The sequence below is a fragment of the Vibrio sp. 5S239 genome (assembly GCF_041439575.1).
GTDB lineage: Bacteria > Pseudomonadota > Gammaproteobacteria > Enterobacterales > Vibrionaceae > Vibrio > Vibrio kanaloae.
This window is the reverse complement of the sequence record NZ_JBGOOM010000034.1, coordinates 18,323-36,656: the sequence shown is the minus strand read 5'-3', so window position 1 is coordinate 36,656 and position 18,334 is coordinate 18,323. Positions and strand designations below refer to the sequence as shown.

16 protein-coding genes are annotated in these 18,334 nt (G+C 45.5%); 7 read left to right on the top strand and 9 right to left on the bottom strand.

The window, feature by feature from the left end:
• Positions 1 to 359: 359 nt before the first annotated feature.
• From fre to trxA, 6 genes are all read right to left on the bottom strand, one after another.
• Positions 360 to 1,073 (bottom strand): NAD(P)H-flavin reductase, encoded by a 714-nt coding sequence (gene fre / locus ACED48_RS19415; RefSeq protein ID WP_017055264.1) that lies wholly within the window; start codon positions 1,071 to 1,073, stop codon positions 360 to 362.
• A 20-nt stretch (positions 1,074 to 1,093) separates the two neighbouring features.
• Positions 1,094 to 1,363, bottom strand: coding sequence for a 2Fe-2S iron-sulfur cluster-binding protein (locus tag ACED48_RS19410; protein ID WP_017055265.1), 270 nt, complete (start codon positions 1,361 to 1,363; stop codon positions 1,094 to 1,096).
• A complete protein-coding gene (ubiD, locus tag ACED48_RS19405) occupies positions 1,360 to 3,201 on the bottom strand; it encodes a 4-hydroxy-3-polyprenylbenzoate decarboxylase (protein WP_017055266.1) in 1,842 nt (613 codons plus the stop codon). Before ubiD ends, ACED48_RS19410 begins: the two co-directional genes overlap by 4 nt.
• A gap of 98 nt (positions 3,202 to 3,299) precedes the next feature.
• Positions 3,300 to 4,295 carry a hypothetical protein gene (locus ACED48_RS19400; RefSeq protein ID WP_017055267.1) on the bottom strand — a complete coding sequence of 332 codons (996 nt, stop codon included), beginning with the start codon at positions 4,293 to 4,295 and terminating at the stop codon, positions 3,300 to 3,302.
• Positions 4,296 to 4,405: 110 nt separating this feature from the next.
• Positions 4,406 to 5,665: a transcription termination factor Rho gene (rho, locus tag ACED48_RS19395; RefSeq protein ID WP_010440702.1), complete on the bottom strand. Its 1,260-nt coding sequence runs from the start codon at positions 5,663 to 5,665 to the stop codon at positions 4,406 to 4,408.
• Positions 5,666 to 5,867: 202 nt separating this feature from the next.
• Positions 5,868 to 6,194, bottom strand: coding sequence for a thioredoxin TrxA (gene trxA / locus ACED48_RS19390; protein ID WP_010440700.1), 327 nt, complete (start codon positions 6,192 to 6,194; stop codon positions 5,868 to 5,870).
• A 111-nt stretch (positions 6,195 to 6,305) separates the two neighbouring features.
• Here trxA and rhlB point away from each other — a divergent pair, with 111 nt between their 5' ends.
• Together rhlB and gppA are read left to right on the top strand one after the other, a co-directional pair.
• Positions 6,306 to 7,616, top strand: a complete 1,311-nt coding sequence (rhlB, locus tag ACED48_RS19385; protein ID WP_017055268.1) for an ATP-dependent RNA helicase RhlB — start codon at positions 6,306 to 6,308, stop codon at positions 7,614 to 7,616.
• Between the two features lie 6 nt (positions 7,617 to 7,622).
• Complete coding sequence (gene gppA, locus ACED48_RS19380) at positions 7,623 to 9,116, top strand: guanosine-5'-triphosphate,3'-diphosphate diphosphatase (RefSeq protein ID WP_017055269.1); 1,494 nt, start codon at positions 7,623 to 7,625, stop codon at positions 9,114 to 9,116.
• Positions 9,117 to 9,220: 104 nt separating this feature from the next.
• On the opposite strand, the gene ACED48_RS19375 is transcribed toward gppA, so the two are convergent.
• The 3 genes from ACED48_RS19375 to recQ form a co-directional block, all read right to left on the bottom strand.
• Positions 9,221 to 9,892, bottom strand: coding sequence for a 7-cyano-7-deazaguanine/7-aminomethyl-7-deazaguanine transporter (locus tag ACED48_RS19375; RefSeq protein WP_017055270.1), 672 nt, complete (start codon positions 9,890 to 9,892; stop codon positions 9,221 to 9,223).
• A 270-nt stretch (positions 9,893 to 10,162) separates the two neighbouring features.
• The gene (locus ACED48_RS19370) at positions 10,163 to 10,474 is read right to left on the bottom strand and encodes a DUF3630 family protein (RefSeq protein WP_017055271.1); all 312 of its coding nucleotides are present in this window, start codon (positions 10,472 to 10,474) and stop codon (positions 10,163 to 10,165) included.
• 64 nt (positions 10,475 to 10,538) lie between these two features.
• Positions 10,539 to 12,377, bottom strand: a complete 1,839-nt coding sequence (gene recQ / locus ACED48_RS19365; protein ID WP_017055272.1) for an ATP-dependent DNA helicase RecQ — start codon at positions 12,375 to 12,377, stop codon at positions 10,539 to 10,541.
• 179 nt (positions 12,378 to 12,556) lie between these two features.
• On the opposite strand from recQ, the gene rarD reads away from it, so the two are divergent.
• The 5 genes from rarD to tpx all read left to right on the top strand — a co-directional run bounded on the left by rarD (position 12,557) and on the right by tpx (position 18,250).
• Positions 12,557 to 13,465 (top strand): EamA family transporter RarD, encoded by a 909-nt coding sequence (rarD, locus tag ACED48_RS19360; protein ID WP_017055273.1) that lies wholly within the window; start codon positions 12,557 to 12,559, stop codon positions 13,463 to 13,465.
• 86 nt (positions 13,466 to 13,551) lie between these two features.
• The gene (locus ACED48_RS19355) at positions 13,552 to 14,346 is read left to right on the top strand and encodes an AraC family transcriptional regulator (RefSeq protein WP_017055274.1); all 795 of its coding nucleotides are present in this window, start codon (positions 13,552 to 13,554) and stop codon (positions 14,344 to 14,346) included.
• 89 nt (positions 14,347 to 14,435) lie between these two features.
• The gene (locus ACED48_RS19350; protein WP_017055275.1) at positions 14,436 to 15,098 is read left to right on the top strand and encodes a LysE family translocator; all 663 of its coding nucleotides are present in this window, start codon (positions 14,436 to 14,438) and stop codon (positions 15,096 to 15,098) included.
• Between the two features lie 91 nt (positions 15,099 to 15,189).
• Positions 15,190 to 16,947 (top strand): gamma-glutamyltransferase, encoded by a 1,758-nt coding sequence (gene ggt / locus ACED48_RS19345; RefSeq protein ID WP_017055276.1) that lies wholly within the window; start codon positions 15,190 to 15,192, stop codon positions 16,945 to 16,947.
• An 805-nt stretch (positions 16,948 to 17,752) separates the two neighbouring features.
• Positions 17,753 to 18,250, top strand: a complete 498-nt coding sequence (tpx, locus tag ACED48_RS19340) for a thiol peroxidase (protein WP_017055277.1) — start codon at positions 17,753 to 17,755, stop codon at positions 18,248 to 18,250.
• Positions 18,251 to 18,334 lie beyond the last annotated feature (84 nt).

The window sequence follows — 18,334 nt, the reverse complement described above, 5'->3', positions numbered from 1 at the left end:
ATATTCATCAACGAGTGCCCACACAGATTGATAGGTTTAAATTGTTAAAGAGCTTCACTTGTTGAACGTTCCTTTTAAGTAAGGAGCCTCTCGAAGTGGACGGCCATTCTAGCGAATTAACATTCAGTGTCAAACACTTTTTGAAAATTAATTTTTTGTCGCTTTCCGTCTTACTAATTATTGCTGAAGCCTTGTGGCGTCTGCCGTCTCAGTGGGGTGGCATTATAGGGAACCCTCTCAGCTTAGCAACTACTTTTTCATAAAAAGTGAATAAATAGAGGTTAACTGCCTAATAGTTCACCTGAACGTAAAAAAGAGAGCATTTCTGCTCTCTTTTTGCTCAAAATCTAAGAGTATTATTAGATAAAGGCGTAAGCATCTGCGTACATATGGTCACGTTTTGCTTCTTTATTCTGAGTAAATAAGTCTCTTGCAGCGCCTGCCATTTCAAAACGACCTGCAATATAGATATCGAAATCAGCCAGTGATTCGAAACTTTGCGTAATTGCTTCAAGTACATTACCAGTTTGGCCGTGCCATACTTCAGGTGCTTCTTCTACTACCGGTACAAAATGCACGTTGCTATGCTTTTCTGCAATGCCAACCAGCTCTTCTTTAGCATACAGCTGGCACTCATCTTTTGCGCCCCAGTATAGATAAATCTCTTTCGAGCTATTTTGCGCGATGCAGTGATCAAGAATAGAGCGCACGTAGCTGAAACCCGTGCCACCAGCAATAAGTAATAGAGGGCGATCACTTTCTTCTTTAATCCAAGCATCTCCGTGTGGCGCATCAATCGCAATATCGCCATCTTCAGCTTGTGCCTTCTTCATCGCTTCAACCACTTCTAGTGCGTAAGCGTTGTGCTCGGCAGCACCAATGTGCAGCTCAAGCTCACCTTCGTGGCGGCAAGGGCTACTTGCGATAGAGAATGGGCGCTTATCTTTCTCGCCCATTTCAACCATCAAGTACTGGCCCGCTTTAAAAGCGACCGGTGTTTCTGGGTGAAGTAGGATTTGGTAAGTATTACAAGCCAAAGGCTCGATAGACTTCACTTTACATTTAATAGTCATGTTCTTCCTCTTACTAACCCTTAATCGGCAAAGGTTAGAACTAAATTACTTTCTGCAAATGCTTGGCAAGCAAAAATCCAGCCTTGTTGCTGCTCTTTCTCTGTGAGCATGGGTTCAAGGTGGTAACTCACTTGCCCTTCTAATTTTTTGCACATACACATTGCGCATGCGCCAACTTGGCAACGGTTTGGGAAATAGATATTGCTGTTGAGCGCAGCATCCAAGACCGTTTGCCCTTTTTCTACTGTGAAACTGATGTTTTCTGGGTATAAGACTACTTGGTAGCTCATGAAATTCCTAGCTGTTCCCAGATGCTATCAATCTTTTTCACGACATCAGGATCTTTTGTGATTGGTACACCCCACTCACGTAGGCATTCACCTTCCCACTTATTGGTCGCATCGAGACCCATTTTTGAGTGTCCAGTTTCGTTCAGCAGGAATAACGTATCTCTCGCCGGATCCATTCTGGTCGTTACCGCCCAAATGATGTCATTCCAATCACTCACGTTGACATCGCCATCACACACGATAACAAACTTGTTCTCATCAAATTGAGACCAAACCGCTTCCATGATTTTCTTACCATTACCGGCAGCTTGCTTTTCAATAGACACCACAACCATGCTGGCATTGTCGTTTTGCAGGTGAATATCAATAATTTCAGGATGAACCTTGGTTAACTCAGCCAAGCTACCTTCTATATGTTCACTATTTACAGGTGCTGTTTGGACATCTGGCGATAACGCTAACTCTGCGTCCCACTTCTTAGTGATATCTAGGCCCATCTTAGAACCTAACCCAACCACGGGTGAGGCAAAATCCAATGAATCGATCGGCGTGTTCTCTATCATCAAGCTATCGCGTGACGGATCCATATGTTCGCACATCGCAGCGGTTACTTGAGACCAATCGCGTGCATTCACATCTTCATCGCACACCAATACAAATTTGGTGTACATGAATTGGCGTAAGAAAGACCATACACCCATCATCACTCGCTTAGCGTGACCTGGGTATTGCTTCTTCATGGTCACTACTGCCATTCGGTACGAACAACCTTCAGGCGGTAGATAGAAATCTTCAATCTCTGGGAACTGCTTTTGAAGAATAGGCACAAACACTTCATTTAGCGCAACACCCAATACCGCTGGCTCATCAGGTGGACGGCCAGTATAGGTGCTGTGATAGATAGGGTTCTCGCGCATGGTTACATGAGTAATAGTAAACACATGGTGCTTTTCTTTCTCGTTGTAGTAACCAGTATGATCTCCGTAAGGCCCTTCATCCGCGAATTCATTCGGGTCGATGTAACCTTCCATCACGATTTCTGCACTTGCAGGAACTTCTAAGTCGTTGCTGATTGATTTAACGACCTCAGTTTTACTACCACGTAGTAAGCCTGCAAACGCGTACTCAGATAAAGTATCCGGCACTGGCGTAACCGCACCAAGAATGGTGGCAGGATCTGCACCAAACGCTACCGATACCGGAAATGGTTTACCTGGGTTGGTTTCCATCCAATCACGCAGATCCAGAGCTCCACCACGGTGGGCTAACCAACGCATGATGATTTTATTCTTGCCGATCTTCTGTTGACGATAGATGCCTAAGTTTTGGCGTTTCTTGTTTGGACCACGAGTAACCGTTAAACCCCATGTTAGCAATGGCGCGACATCGTCAGCCCAACAGCTCATCACGGGAATTTCATCTAGGTCGACGTCATCACCTTGCCATACCACTTGTTGGCAAGCCGCTTTGCGAAGGCGTTTAGCCGGCATATTTAAGACTTGCTTAAATACAGGCAGTTTATCAAGAGCGTCTTTAAAGCCTTTTGGTGGCTCGGGTTCTTTAAGGTAAGCAAGCAACTTGCCCACTTCACGCAGTTCTTTGACTTCCTGACGCCCCATACCGATAGCAACACGGTTGGGTGTACCAAATAAGTTGGTCAAAACAGGCATGTCATAGCCTACTGGATTTTCAAACAAAAGAGCCGGGCCACCGGCACGTAGAGTACGGTCGCTAATCTCGGTCATTTCGTAGTCTGGATCGACTGGGTGAGAAATGCGTTTCAACTGACCAATACTTTCAAGATGGTCGATAAAATCACGTAAATCTTTAAAACTCATAGGACTTCTACATGCTGATTATTCTGCGCTCAGTATATCAAAAAGGGTGACGCTGAGATCCCCCTTTTTAGTGTGGTTATTGAGAGGCAAAATCCACGTTACGGTAATGCTTGCTCGATCAAAGAGCTCTTCACCTGAGGGTTATCATTCACAAGATCTTGCAACCATCGCGTATGACCTTGTTTGGCTAATTCACGGGCGACTAATGGCGCTTCATCGGCAATCGCCATCCTAGAGACAAGAAACTCCTTCACCTCTTCTGATAGCGGATTAACCTTGGTAAGCAAAGTAATCGCTTCATCTTTCAAACGTGGATTCTTAGTAGCAGCCATAACCTGCTTAAGCGCAAATGCTTGCTTGGTTTCAGCGAGACGAATCAATTCAGCTTGGCTATGATAATCAGCCTTCATTCGCCATAGAATTTTGTATACCTCTGGGTCTTCGCTCACTTGCGCTAATCGAACCACCACCTCAGTAGAAGGTAACCAGCTCACAATCGACGACGTGGTCAGTTGCTTAGTCAGAAAATCAACCGCTTCAGGCGACAAACTGTCTAGCTCTCTGATTAACAGCGCTTCTCGAGTTTGGACTTGGTGTTCAGGGCCAGATAACCACTCTTTCAGGTCGAGTTCCTGCTTCTCTGCATCTAGCACAAACACCAGTGTCTTCTGATCTTGACGCCATTGTTTGATAAGGCGATTGGCAATTGAAGGGTAATTAAAGGCAGGCACTGTAAACTCATAGCCATCTCCACGCTCTAATACTTGATAAGTTGGCGTAATAGCAAGTTGCTGCTCAATGAAGATAGACATCTTAGGCGTGAGTACGATTTTTTGCTGTTCGAGCTTCTTCAATAGTTGGTAACGAGCTACCTCTTGCTGGGGAAATGTCAGACGCTCAAGTGCGAAGCGCAGCGAATTGACTTCATCACGTGCGACAAATTCTAATAATTCAGCAGTTTTCAGTTTTACTTGATCATTCTCAAGCCAAGACTCTACTGTCGTTGGAGACATCTCGGTGGCATAGCTCATACCAACCGGGGAAAATAACAGTGAAGTAGACAGGAGTAATGATGACAACAGTCCATGTTGCATTTTAACTTCCTTGTAACACTTTTGGTCATTCTGCAAGCTGTCGCTACAAAATGCAAATAAAAAGCGCCACCCGAAGGCAGCGCTTTTTAATAACTATAAACCAGTCAAAACTACTGACGACGCATTGCGTCAAAGAACTCATCATTCGTTTTAGTCATTGCTAGCTTGTCGATAAGGAATTCCATTGCGTCGATTTCGCCCATTGGGTGAACAATCTTACGCAGGATCCACATCTTCTGTAGTTCATCGTTCTTCGTAAGAAGCTCTTCACGACGAGTACCAGAGCGGTTGAAGTCAATCGCTGGGAATACACGCTTTTCAGCAATCTTACGGTTAAGGTGCAGTTCCATGTTACCTGTACCTTTGAATTCTTCGTAGATAACTTCATCCATCTTAGAACCAGTATCAACCAGTGCGGTTGCGATGATCGTTAAGCTACCGCCTTCTTCGACATTACGTGCCGCACCGAAGAAACGCTTTGGACGATGTAGAGCATTCGCATCAACACCACCAGTAAGCACTTTACCTGATGAAGGAATCACAGTGTTGTAAGCACGAGCTAGACGAGTAATAGAATCCAGAAGAATAACTACGTCTTTCTTGTGTTCAACAAGACGCTTCGCCTTCTCGATTACCATTTCTGCTACTTGTACGTGGCGAGATGCTGGTTCATCAAACGTCGATGCGATTACTTCGCCTTTAACTAGGCGCTGCATTTCTGTTACTTCTTCTGGACGCTCATCGATAAGTAGAACCATGAGTTCACACTCAGGATGGTTACGAGCAATGCTTTGAGCAATATTTTGCAGCAGCATTGTTTTACCCGCTTTAGGCGGAGCAACAATCAGACCACGCTGGCCTTTACCAATTGGCGAAGCAAGGTCAAGGATTCGGGCTGTGATATCTTCAGTCGCGCCATTACCTGCTTCCATCACCATACGTTCGTTGGCATGAAGAGGAGTAAGGTTTTCAAAAAGGATTTTGTTACGTGCGTTGTCTGGCTTGTCGTAGTTAACCGTGTTTACTTTAAGTAGTGCAAAGTAACGCTCGCCATCTTTAGGTGGACGGATTTTGCCGCCAATCGAGTCACCAGTGCGAAGGTTAAAACGACGAATCTGGCTTGGTGATACATAAATATCATCTGGCCCAGCAAGGTATGAGCTATCGCCGCTACGCAGGAAACCAAAGCCGTCTTGAAGAATTTCTAGAACACCATCACCAAAGATGTCTTCACCACTTTTTGCGTGCGCTTTAAGGATGGAGAAGATAATGTCTTGTTTTCTTAAGCGAGCTTGATTTTCAAGACCTAGACTTTCGCTAAGTTTAACAAGTTCAGACACAGGTCTGTTCTTCAGTTCAGTAAGATTCATAGTGGTGGAAGTTTGTTTAGTCAAAATAGGATCTGTTTTCTTAAGTTAAGAAGGATTTGGTCACGCAGGATCGACCAAGAAGAGAAATTCGTTCAATTAACGTGCGATAAATTAGCACTAAAACTAAGACTAGTCCATAGCTTAGAAAAAACAAAACCGCGCATTTGTTAACTGCGCGGTTTCTTTTCAAATGCTCACCTAATTATAGGTTAGCGTCTAGGAACTCTTTAAGTTGAGTTTTAGACAGTGCACCAACTTTAGTTGCTGCTACGCCACCATCTTTGAAAAGAAGTAGCGTTGGAATACCGCGAATACCAAATTTTGGTGGAGTACCTGCGTTTTGGTCGATATTTAATTTACCGATAGTGAGCTTGCCTTCGTACTCGTCTGCGATTTCATCAAGAATCGGCGCAATCATCTTACAAGGACCACACCATTCAGCCCAAAAATCAACAAGAACCGGGCCTGCAGCGTTGATCACATCGTTATCAAAACCGTCATCAGTTAGCTGCAAAATCTTATCACTCATCTTCCACTCCAATGTATTTTTTAGAACTGGTTGGATGATAACCAGTAAATAGATGCCCTATTGGAATGTATTTACTTTCGTATTGCAAGCTTAAGCTGATATTCTATAGCAATGAAAAAGACGCATATCACAGAGCAAAAGTTCGCCGACTTGGATTTACTTCCGCAAGTCATTGAAGGATTGGAAAAAAAAGGGTTCGATTACTGTACTCCTATCCAAGCCTTGGCGCTCCCGGTACTGCTCACCGGCCAAGACATTGCAGGCCAGGCCCAAACGGGCACTGGTAAAACGCTTGCGTTTCTTACTGCTACTTTTAACCACCTACTAAAAACACCTGAGCATGAAGGGCGTAAGCCTAACCAGCCGCGTGCGATTATTATGGCTCCTACGCGTGAACTCGCGATTCAGATCTACAATGATGCTGACTCTCTAGTGGCAAGCACGGGTATCAAGGCCGCACTGGCTTACGGTGGCGAAAGCTACGACAAACAGCTAGGTAAAATCGAAGAAGGCGCAGATATCTTAATTGGTACTACTGGCCGTATCATCGACTTCTACAAGCAAAAGGTATTTAACCTTAACCACATTCAAGCCGTTGTTCTTGACGAAGCGGATCGCATGTTCGATTTGGGCTTTATTAAAGACATTCGCTTCTTGTTTCGCCGTATGCCTGAGCCAAAAGATCGCCTGAACATGCTGTTCTCTGCGACGCTGTCTTACCGCGTACAAGAACTTGCCTTCGAACACATGCACAACCCAGAGCATGTCGTTGTTGAGCCTGAGCGTAAGACTGGTCACCGTATTCAAGAAGAGCTTTTCTACCCTTCTAACGAACACAAAATGGCTCTTCTACAAACGTTAATCGAAGAAGAGTGGCCAGATCGCGCAATCATCTTCGCTAACACTAAACACAAATGTGAATCAGTTTGGGGCCACTTGGCTGCCGATGGTCACCGTGTTGGTTTGCTAACGGGTGATGTTCCTCAGAAGAAACGCGAAAAGATTCTTGAGCAATTTACTAAAGGCGATGTTGACCTGCTTGTAGCAACGGATGTTGCAGCACGTGGCCTACACATTCCTCAAGTAACACACGTATTCAACTTCGACCTACCTGATGATTGTGAAGATTACGTTCACCGTATTGGCCGTACAGGTCGTGCTGGTGAAAGCGGTCACTCTATCAGCTTTGCTTGTGAAGATTACGCAATCAACTTACCGCCAATCGAAGAATACATTGAACACGCTATCCCAATGTCTGACTACGATGCTTCTGCACTACTTGAAGATCTACCAGCACCATTGCGTTTACGTACACGTAACCCGCAACAACGCCGCTCAAACAATAATGGCCCACGCAACGGTAACCGTAAACCAAACCAGAACCGTCGCCCACGCCAACCGCGTAATAACAAGGAAGCTTAGTCGCTTATGAGTCAAACAGTGTCACCCCCGCTTTACGCTGCAATCGACCTCGGGTCGAACAGTTTTCATATGCTCGTTGTACGTCATATCGATGGCAGCGTTCAAACCATGGCTAAGATTAAGCGTAAAGTTCGCTTAGCTGCAGGCTTAGATGAAAATAATGCGCTTAGCTTAGAAGCGATGCAGCGAGGCTGGGGCTGTTTGAGTCTCTTTGCAGAGCGACTGCAAGACATTCCTCAAGAAAATATCCGCATTGTCGGTACCGCGACCTTACGTACTGCAACCAATGTGGATACCTTTCTAGAAAAAGCCAACCAGATACTTGGCTACGACATCAATGTTATCTCCGGTGAAGAAGAAGCTGCGACCATCTATAAAGGCGTCGCACATACTTCTGGAGGCAGCGGCCGCCGCTTAGTGGTTGATATTGGTGGTGCGAGTACCGAGATGATCATTGGTGAAGGTTTCTCATCTAAAGCCTTAACGAGCCTCAAAATGGGTTGTGTTACCTGGCTTGAGCGACACTTTAAAGATCGTCAACTTACTGCAACTAACTTCAATAATGCTATTGAAGCCGCTAAGTCTACGTTGAGGCCTATCCTAGATAGCTATATGGATATCGGATGGGATGTGTGCGTGGGCGCCAGTGGTACCGTTCAAGCACTACAAGAAATCATGTTAGCGCAAGGCATGGATGAAGTGATTACTCATGCCAAACTTAAGCGCCTACAGAAACAAGCCATGATTACTGAGCGTTTAGAAGAGCTAGAAATAGAAGGGTTAACTCTTGAGCGCGCTTTAGTGTTTCCAAGCGGCCTATCTATTCTAATTGCTATCTTTGAGCTGCTTGAGATTGAATCAATGACTCTCGCGGGCGGTGCGCTCCGTGAAGGCTTAGCCTACGAGATGGTTGACGAATTACGCCAAAAAGACATTCGAGCTCGCACAGTTACGAGTATTCAGTCTCGCTACCAAATGGATGTGACCTACGGTGAGCAAGTCGCCTCACTAGCACAATCTTTGTTTGAACAAGCAGGTGCTGAAACATGGGTTCCAGAACCTCAAGCAAGCGTCCTACTACAAACCGCAGCCAAACTGCATGAAATTGGTTTAACCATCGATTTCAAAAAGGGCGGCGAGCACAGTGCATACTTACTACAAAACTTGGATTTACCTGGTTTTACACGAGCGCAAAAACACTACCTCGGTGAGTTAACACGCCGCTATCGTGAACAGTTGACTTCGTTACCAGAGCAACATGCAGTGTCAGGCACTAGCAGCAAACGTATTTTACGCATTCTACGTTTAGCCATTTTACTAACCCATCGCCGTAATCCTGACCTTGTGCCTCAAGTAAAATTAATAGCAGAAGATGACAAGCTAACACTTAATCTGTCCAAGCAATGGCTCGTAGACAATCCATTGACTGCAGCAGAGCTAGAGAGCGAGTCTAATAGGCAAACAGACATTGGCTGGCCACTGACGATTGAAAGCACCTGATATTCTTATCTGATGCCAAAAATTAAAAAAGCCCAAGTTCATTTTCAAACTTGGGCTTTTTCTTATCACTGTATTAACAACGCAATGCATCACCAGCCGAAAGCTTATGCATTAATACCCGTCGCTTTAAAATCAGGATTTACGGCGGTTAACTTCCTAACAATGTAGTTTAGAAGCACACCGTACATTGGAACAAACAAGCCTAGGCTGATAATAAGTTTGAACCCGTAGTCGACCAACGCAATTTCAGTCCAGTGCTCTGCCATAAATGGATCAGGGCTTTGGTAGAAAGCAATCGCAAAGAACGCGATGGTATCAATGGCATTGCCGAATAGCGTTGAACACGTTGGCGCAACCCACCATTGCTTCATTTGGCGTAAGCGGTTGAAAACATGCACATCTAAGATCTGGCCAAGCAGGTAAGCCATAAAGCTCGCTACAGCGATACGTGCAACAAACAAGTTGAACTCACCTAGTTGACTAAAGCCTTGGAATGAACCTTCAAAGAACACCACAGACAAGAAATAAGAAACGGCCAGTGCAGGTAGCATCACTAAGAAAATGATTTTACGGGCAAGCTGCGCGCCAAAAATACGTACGGTCAGATCGGTCGCTAGGAAGATAAACGGGAAAGTGAAAGCGCCCCAAGTGGTGTGCATACCGAAGACGGTAAAAGGTAGCTGAACCAGATAGTTGCTTGACGCAATAATCACCAAATGGAACAAAACTAATAGTGCTAGGGCTTTGCGCTGTTGCGCAGGGGTAAAGTTACTCATGCTGTACCTTTTTAGTTTGGTTTGGGGGTGAGGGAACCCAAATCGAGTCATTTCTTCGAATAAACTAAGAAAGCTCTTACCAATAATATGAATTAAAAATGTTTCTATAATTTGCTCTATTGAGCGGCGGGCGATTATACATTAATCAATATTGGCTGCAACGGTGAGAACAGACGCAAACGTTTATCCTCACTTTTATTGGTGAATGGCGTTAGAAGCTAAGTTTTAAAAGCCAGGTTTAAAAGCTACGTTGAGAACCCACGCTAAAAGTTAGAAACCGCGCTTGAAAAGCGTCGCGAGATAATCAAACTCTTCTCGGCTTTCTTCTGCGTTTAACGACTCAAACCAAATTGATTCGCTGTAATGCTCAGACTTTAAAAACATTCGACAATCTTCAAAGTCAATCAACCAAGAGTGCATATCGGCGTCCCATTGTTTTTCAACAACAGACGCTGACAGCAACGCCACCAGTCTTTCACCTAATACTTCGTAAGAATCAAAATCAAAACTTGGAGACGTAATTAATAAGCGCCCTTCCTCAGCCAAATACTCTCTTAAGCCAAATTCTGTTTGTGTAGTCATGTCCCTATCAACCTTATTCTTTTTCTGTGCGCTAATCGTTTTATAGGTTAAACGCTTCTACAAATTAGCCGTGTGTCGTGATGTGTTCTTGAATCAAATCTAAGAATGGGTCTGCGTACTTATCGAGTTTACGTTGACCAACACCGTTTACTGCCAGCATCTCACCGTATGAGGTCGGCAGTACTTCGGCCATATCAATCAGGGTCGCATCACTGAATACCACATAAGGTGGTAAGCCATCTTCATCAGCAATTGACTTACGCAGCTTACGCAGTTTGGCAAACAACTTCTTATCATAGTTCTTGCTACTTAGCTTATCGGACTTAGCACTGCGCACCGCTGTATCTAAACGAGGAACAGCAAGCTCTAAAGACATCTCACCGCGCAGTAACGGACGCGCCTCTTCCGTTAGCTGTAAAGTCGAGTTACGAGTGATGTTCTGGAACAGCAAACCTTTGTGAATTAACTGACGGAAGATACTGATCCAGTAGTCGTGGCTGTGATCGCGGCCAATACCGTAAGTAGACAGCTTATCGTGACCATTATCGCGGACACGGATGTTCTGCATGCCGCGCATCACTTCCACCACATAACCCATACCAAACGACTGATTAACACGATACACACAAGACAACGCCTTCTGCGCCTCTTGGGTCGCATCAAAGTGTTTTGGCGGGTCGAGGCAGATATCGCAGTTGCCGCATTGCTTCTCTCGATATTCGCCAAAGTAGTTCAACAAAACCTGACGACGACAGGTTTGCGCTTCGGCAAAGGCACTCATTGCGTTCAGTTTGTGCATCTCTACTTGTTTTTGCGGGCCTTCTTCTTTTTCATCAAGCATACGACGTAGCCAACCCATATCAGCAGGATCAAACAGCATCATTGCTTCAGCAGGCAAACCATCACGACCAGCACGGCCAGTCTCTTGGTAGTAAGATTCGATATTGCGAGGTATATCAAAGTGGACCACAAAACGTACGTTGGGTTTGTTGATCCCCATACCAAAGGCCACAGTCGCGACAACGATCTGAATATCATCACGTTGGAAGGCTTCTTGAACGTAAGCACGCTCGTCGGTGTCCATGCCAGCGTGATAACCCGCAGCACGAAGACCGTTATTACACAGCTTCTCAGTCACCATCTCCACTTTCTTACGACTACCACAATAGATGATGCCGCAATTGCCTTTCTGTGTTTCTAGGTAGCGAACCACTTGAGACACGGGTTTATGCTTCTCAACTAAGTTATAACGGATGTTAGGACGATCGAAGCTGCCTAAATAAGTGTGTGGCTCCACCAGCTGCAAACGCGAAATAATATCTTTGCGCGTTGCGTCATCAGCGGTTGCCGTCAGCGCCATATAAGGCACGTGCGGGAAATATTGTTTCAGTTGGCCTAATGAGGCGTATTCCGGGCGGAAGTCATGTCCCCATTGAGAAATGCAGTGCGCCTCATCCACCGCAATCATCGAAAGCGATAAACCTTGTAGGCGCTCGATGAAGTCTCGCATCAACACACGTTCTGGCGAAGCGTAAACCATCTTCAATTGGCCTGAGTTCATGCGGTTGAACACGCTCAATAGTTGGTCACGTGGCATTGAAGAGTTAATGCACTCTGCCGCGACACCATTGGCCTTCAATTGGTCAACTTGGTCTTTCATCAGCGAGATCAGTGGTGAGATAACCAGAGTGAGCCCTTCACGAACCAAAGCAGGAATCTGATAACACAGGGACTTACCGCCACCAGTAGGCATAATCACCAGGCTGTCTTGGCCTTCAACGGCCAGATCGATGACCTCTTGCTGACCATCGCGAAAGCTTTGATAGCCAAACACATCTTGTAAGATGTTTTGCGCATCATTCGCGGGAGTCGGTATTTGCTCAGCAATCAGAGTGGCGGTCATTATGGTTCCTAATCGAGGTATGAAATCAGCGAGCATCGTTAGCAAGCAAGGCGCACATTGTAGAGGGGAACGCTGGTGAATTAAACCGCAAATTGCTAGGTGAAAAATGTTAACGCTCCTATACTAGCCAACTCTCTTATAAATCTTATTAATAAGCACCCAGTGCTAGAGAAAGTTGTATGACATCAGAAGAACAACAACGCACTCGACAAGGAGTGTTGCTTGCCATTGGCGCTTACACTATGTGGGGTATCGCCCCTATATATTTCAAATCGTTAAGTGACGTATCCCCACTGGAGATCCTTAGCCACCGTGTAGTATGGTCTTTTTTCCTACTCGCTTTCCTATTACACATTAGCCGCAGTTGGCGTAAGGTGCGTGATACCTTGACCTCAAAACCAAAAATGCTCTATTTGGTAGTGACTTCTACCTTGGTGGGCGCAAATTGGCTGATCTTTATCTGGGCGATTAACTCCAATCACATGCTCGATGCCAGCTTGGGGTATTACATCAATCCGCTGATTAACGTGTTACTCGGGATGATCTTCCTTGGCGAACGCTTACGTAAACTACAATGGTTTGCGGTTGCACTGGCTGCAATTGGCGTATTAGTCCAATTGATTGCGTTTGGATCTGTACCAATCGTAGCGATAGCGCTGGCATTCAGTTTTGGGTTTTATGGATTGCTACGTAAAAAAGTCAGCTTAGAAGCGCAAACCGGCTTGTTCATCGAAACCTTGGTCATGCTACCTCTCGCAGCGACTTACTTATTGTTTATTGTCGATAGTCCAACTTCAGACCTCTCAGCAAACCCTATACAGCTCAACCTTTTACTGGTTGCTGCAGGCGTGATTACGACAATTCCATTACTGTGCTTTACCGGCGCTGCAACACGGTTGAAACTGTCGACACTCGGCTTCTTCCAATACATTGGCCCAAGCTTGATGTTCTTGTTAGCGGTACTGATTTATGGAGAAGCGTTTACTAGTGACAAAGCGATTACCTTTGCCTTTATTTGGGGAGCTCTCGTCATTTTCAGCTTTGATGGACTGCGTAACAACAAGCAGAATAAACTCGTGAAACAGTAGTACTGATCGTTTTTTACAAGACAATGGCTCATTACAAAGATAAGCTTGGTTGAATTGATGACAATTTGACCAAGCTTTTTTGTACCATGGATAAAGTCCACTATTACTCAACACCCAGCCAAGATATCAGCCTGATCCGAGCTCAATACCAAGAGTTTGCCTTTCAGCGTCACTATCATTTGGACTTTCACATCGGCTTAATCACCCAAGGTCAACAAAAGTTTGTCTACAAGGGCACCAGCTACCACGCAGGCGCTGGGCAAGTGGTGATGATGCCACCAGATGAGCTACATGACGGCCATTCCGAGTTAGAATCTGGTTATCAAGTCAGTGTTTTTTCTGTCTCCCCACAATGGCTAAGCGATCTTGCCGATCAGAGGGAACATGGTCACACTTTAAGCTTTTCTGAATTGATCCTCTCCGATCAGGCGACTTTTTTACAATTGTGTAACTTACATGCTCTGCTAATCAATCAAAACATCAGCCAGCTCGCTCAAGACTGCCTCCCTTATGAAGGTTTCTCAACCATTGTTGATCGCTATGTGAAATTTGGATCAAAAAGCCAAGTTCAATTAGGCATCCAATCTATCCATACCTTGAAAGAATATTTAATGGCAAATCTTGACCAGCCCGTTCGATTAGAACAACTGTCTGACCTGTGCGACTTAACCACCACTCAATTCCAGCGTCATTTTAAAAATAAGATGGGCATAACTCCCTACGCGTGGCTAAGTCGTTTACGAATGGAACAAGGCATGCGACTGATTAAGTCTGGTGTTAGCGGCACCGAGGTGGCTCATCAAGTTGGATTTTACGATCAAGCCCATTTCTCAAAGGCATTTAAGACAGCATTCGGCGTTTCTCCCTCGAAAATTAACTAAGCGTTGATAATTTACAATTGAGTGATCGAAAATAGCGGTAAGCTGATCTCAACGAAACCCAACAGAACAACCGAATTATTGGACCCGATATGAACGAAGTCACCATCTTAGTCACCCTAGCCTCTATCCACTTTATTGCTTTGATGAGCCCCGGCCCTGATCTGGCTTTAGTTGTGCAAAACGCGACACGTCATGGACGCCAAACCGGTTTGTACATTGCGCTTGGACTATCTTGCGGGATCCTACTGCATTCATTATTTAGCCTGACGGGAATTAGCTACCTCGTCCACCAGCAACCGACTCTGTTTGCCATGATCCAGTTGGCAGGTGGTAGTTACTTACTTTACTTAGGTTTTGGTGCCCTTAGAGCCACTTGGAACATCGTTCAGCAGAGTGACGACCAAGCGGTAGAGACAAAAACCAAAGATCTGGTTATCGTAAATAAAAGAGAAGCCTTCTCGAAGGGCTTTGCTACTAATATCCTTAACCCAAAGGCCTTAGTGTTCTTCATCAGCTTAATGTCGAGCTTAGTCCCTGCGGATATGTCGCAGTCTGGCAAAGGGATTGCGCTCGTGATCCTATTTGGCTTATCGCTATTTTGGTTTTCACTATTGGCGTGGATGCTTTCTACTAAAGTGCTGCAAAAGAAGCTCAGCGAAGCAACTGTGTACATCGACGGATTATGTGGTGTGGTATTTAGCATCATTGGCCTGAGTATTCTTTGGCGGTCGCTGTCTGGTTTGATCGCTTAAACTCGAATCAATATTACAATTCGTTAACAACGCACTGGCTATCTTATCTTTCCACTGCCAATCTAGCTCTGCATATTAAAAGGAGAAGATCATGCAGTGGAAAACAAAACTAACAACCCTCGCCACTTCTACCCTACTTTTTGCCTCTCACGTCAGTTGGGCAAATCAAGCTGCCGATTCCGTCGCTCCAGAACAAAGTAGTGGTTTAGAAACCAAACAGCTCGTTAAAGCCAACGATTGGATGGTCACTGCGGCCAACCCACTGGCGGCCCAAGCGGGTGCCGATGTACTTGCTCGTGGTGGTAACGCCATTGATGCCATGGTTGCCGTGCAACTGATGCTTGGCTTAGTAGAACCGCAGTCATCAGGTATTGGCGGTGGTGCATTCCTTGTTTATTTTGATAGCAAGGACAAGCAACTCAAAACCTACGATGGCCGCGAAACTGCACCTCTTGATGCCACACCACGTCTATTCCAAGACGAAAACGGCCAACCGCTTAAGTTTTATGATGCTGTTGTTGGCGGTCGCTCCGTAGCGACGCCAGGCACGGTGCAATTACTGTGGGATACTCACCAGAAATACGGCAAGTTAGAGTGGGCATCACTGATCAAACCTATCGCACAACTGGCTGAAAAAGGTTTTACCATCAGCCCACGTTTAGCCACCTTGATCGAAAATGACCAACAGCGTCTAAGCCGCTTTACCACTACCAAAGCCTACTTCTTTAATGCCGATGGCAGCCCAAAAGCCGCTGGCACGCAACTTAAGAACCCAGAATACGCCGCCACGTTAAACGCTATCTCAAAGGATGGAGCTAAGGCTTTCTATCAAGGTGAGATTTCTGCTGACATTATCAACACAGTACAAACAGCAAAAGGTAACCCCGGCGTACTAGCACAGAAAGACTTCGATGCGTATTCCATCAAGCAACGTGAACCCGTTTGTTCCGCTTATGAGAGTTACGATGTATGTGGGATGGGGCCACCAAGCTCTGGTGCGTTAACCGTTGGGCAGATCTTAGCAATGACCGAGCAGTTTGATATGAAATCATGGGGGCCAAACGACGCGAAATCTTGGCAAGTGTTAGCGGACGCTTCTCGCCTAGCCTTTGCTGACAGAGGCATGTACATGGCAGACCAAGATTACGTGCCAATGCCAACCCAAGGGTTAGTGAATACTGACTATTTACAGGAGCGAGCCCAGTTAATTACTGCAGGTAAGGCATTAGACAGTGCGCCATCAGGCACCCCGCCGTGGGATCACGCAATGCTGCAAAGCCAAGATGTTTCTATTGAATTACCGTCCACTAGCCACTTCAATATTGTCGATAGAGATGGCAATGTCGTATCGATGACCACCACCATTGAGAATGCATTCGGCTCACGCTTGATGGTGAGAGGCTTCCTGCTCAACAACGAACTAACGGATTTCTCATTCAAGACCCATAACGATGGCAAACCCATCGCCAACCGACTTGAACCGGGTAAGCGTCCGCGCTCTTCGATGGCTCCAACCATCATCATGCAAGACGATAAACCTTACATGGCGATTGGTTCTCCGGGTGGTAGCCGTATCATAGGTTATGTAGCACAAGCCATCATTGCCTATACCCAATGGGACATGGATATTCAACAAGCGATCAACCAACCGCACTTCCTAAACCGTTTCGGCACCCTAGATTTGGAAAAAGGAACATCGGCGGAAAACTTCAAACCTGAGCTGGAAAAGATGGGATTTGAGGTCAATATTCGCGATCTTAACTCGGGTTTACACGCCATTCGCATCACAAAAGATGGCCTAGAAGGTGCTGCAGACCCTCGCCGTGAAGGTGCCGCTATCGGCCAATAACGGAAAACACTCCCTTTTTACCCACTGTCTTGTGCGAGATCTCTTACAAGACAGTGAGCATATATCGATATTTAATGGAGAAAATAGGTAGACGTTAATCACAAGCACTTGAAAACAAACATAATGTATATTTATCATTCAAATAATTATCTAGAAATTAGCTGGAGCCCCATTGCCGATAGGTAAGGAATGGGTAATATTAAAGGTGTCGGAAGGATGCTGACACGGAACAGGAAATACCACGGACTTGGTTATCTTCAGGATGAAGATTCGATTACTCAGGATGAATAATCGGCATGGATAGCGAAATGGACATTGAATGGACGCAATAGTAACTAGGATGGTTACTACTAAGGAAGACAATGGACACCTCTGGACGAGGAAAGGACTGAACATCAGGATGATGTAAAGGACACCGCTCAAGGAACAAGTGACGCGCGCTAACGAGGAATGTTGGCAGATCAGGATAAGATCAAGGACACCGCTAGGAAGGCGATGAAAGGAATACGCTGAAGGATGACAGCACACTATCATGGATTTGATGCATGGAGCACACTTAGTAGCCGGATTGCTGCGAGTAAGACTATAGACCCCGATGAGCGCAAGCTCTCGGGGTTTTTCTTTATCTATACCGCTGTTTATTGCTTTTCAATTGGCCAACTCAATCTAACGGCCAACCGAACATAAAAATACGTTTAATTATAATTCTGACATTTAAAGCATTCACTTCTTAACCACTTCAGAGTAACGTAAGTCTCACTAGCATCAATTAGTTTCATAACCATAATTAAATTAAGGACAATCTATGTCACACGTTACCTTCAAAGGTGCAGCTGTTCCCCTAACAGGCACATTCCCACAAACAGGCGAAAAGGCACCAAGCTTTGCACTGACTGCGGGCGATCTTTCTGAACTGACTCTTGCTTCTCTTGAAGGCAAGAAAGTGGTTCTAAACATCTTCCCAAGCATCGACACAGCAACTTGTGCGACGAGCGTACGTACGTTCAACGCAAAAGCAGCGGAGCTTGAGAACACGGTTGTGGTTTGTATTTCTGCTGACCTACCGTTTGCTGCGGGTCGCTTCTGCGAACTAGAAGGCATTGAAGGCGTTCAACACGCTTCGACTTTCCGCTCGCCTGCGTTCGCATCAGACTACGGCGTAGCGATTGCTGAAGGCCCACTATCAGGCCTAACAACACGTGCCGTTGTCGTTGTTGATGAAAAAGGTGTGGTAACACACAGCGAGTTGGTTGCCGAGATCACTGAAGAACCAAACTACGAAGCGGCACTTGCAGCACTGTAAGCATCCTTTCTAGGCAGAAATGCCTTAAGCTCGATTCAGCCGATTTAGACTGGTTCCGAGCAATAAAAAGAGCAGCCATTGGCT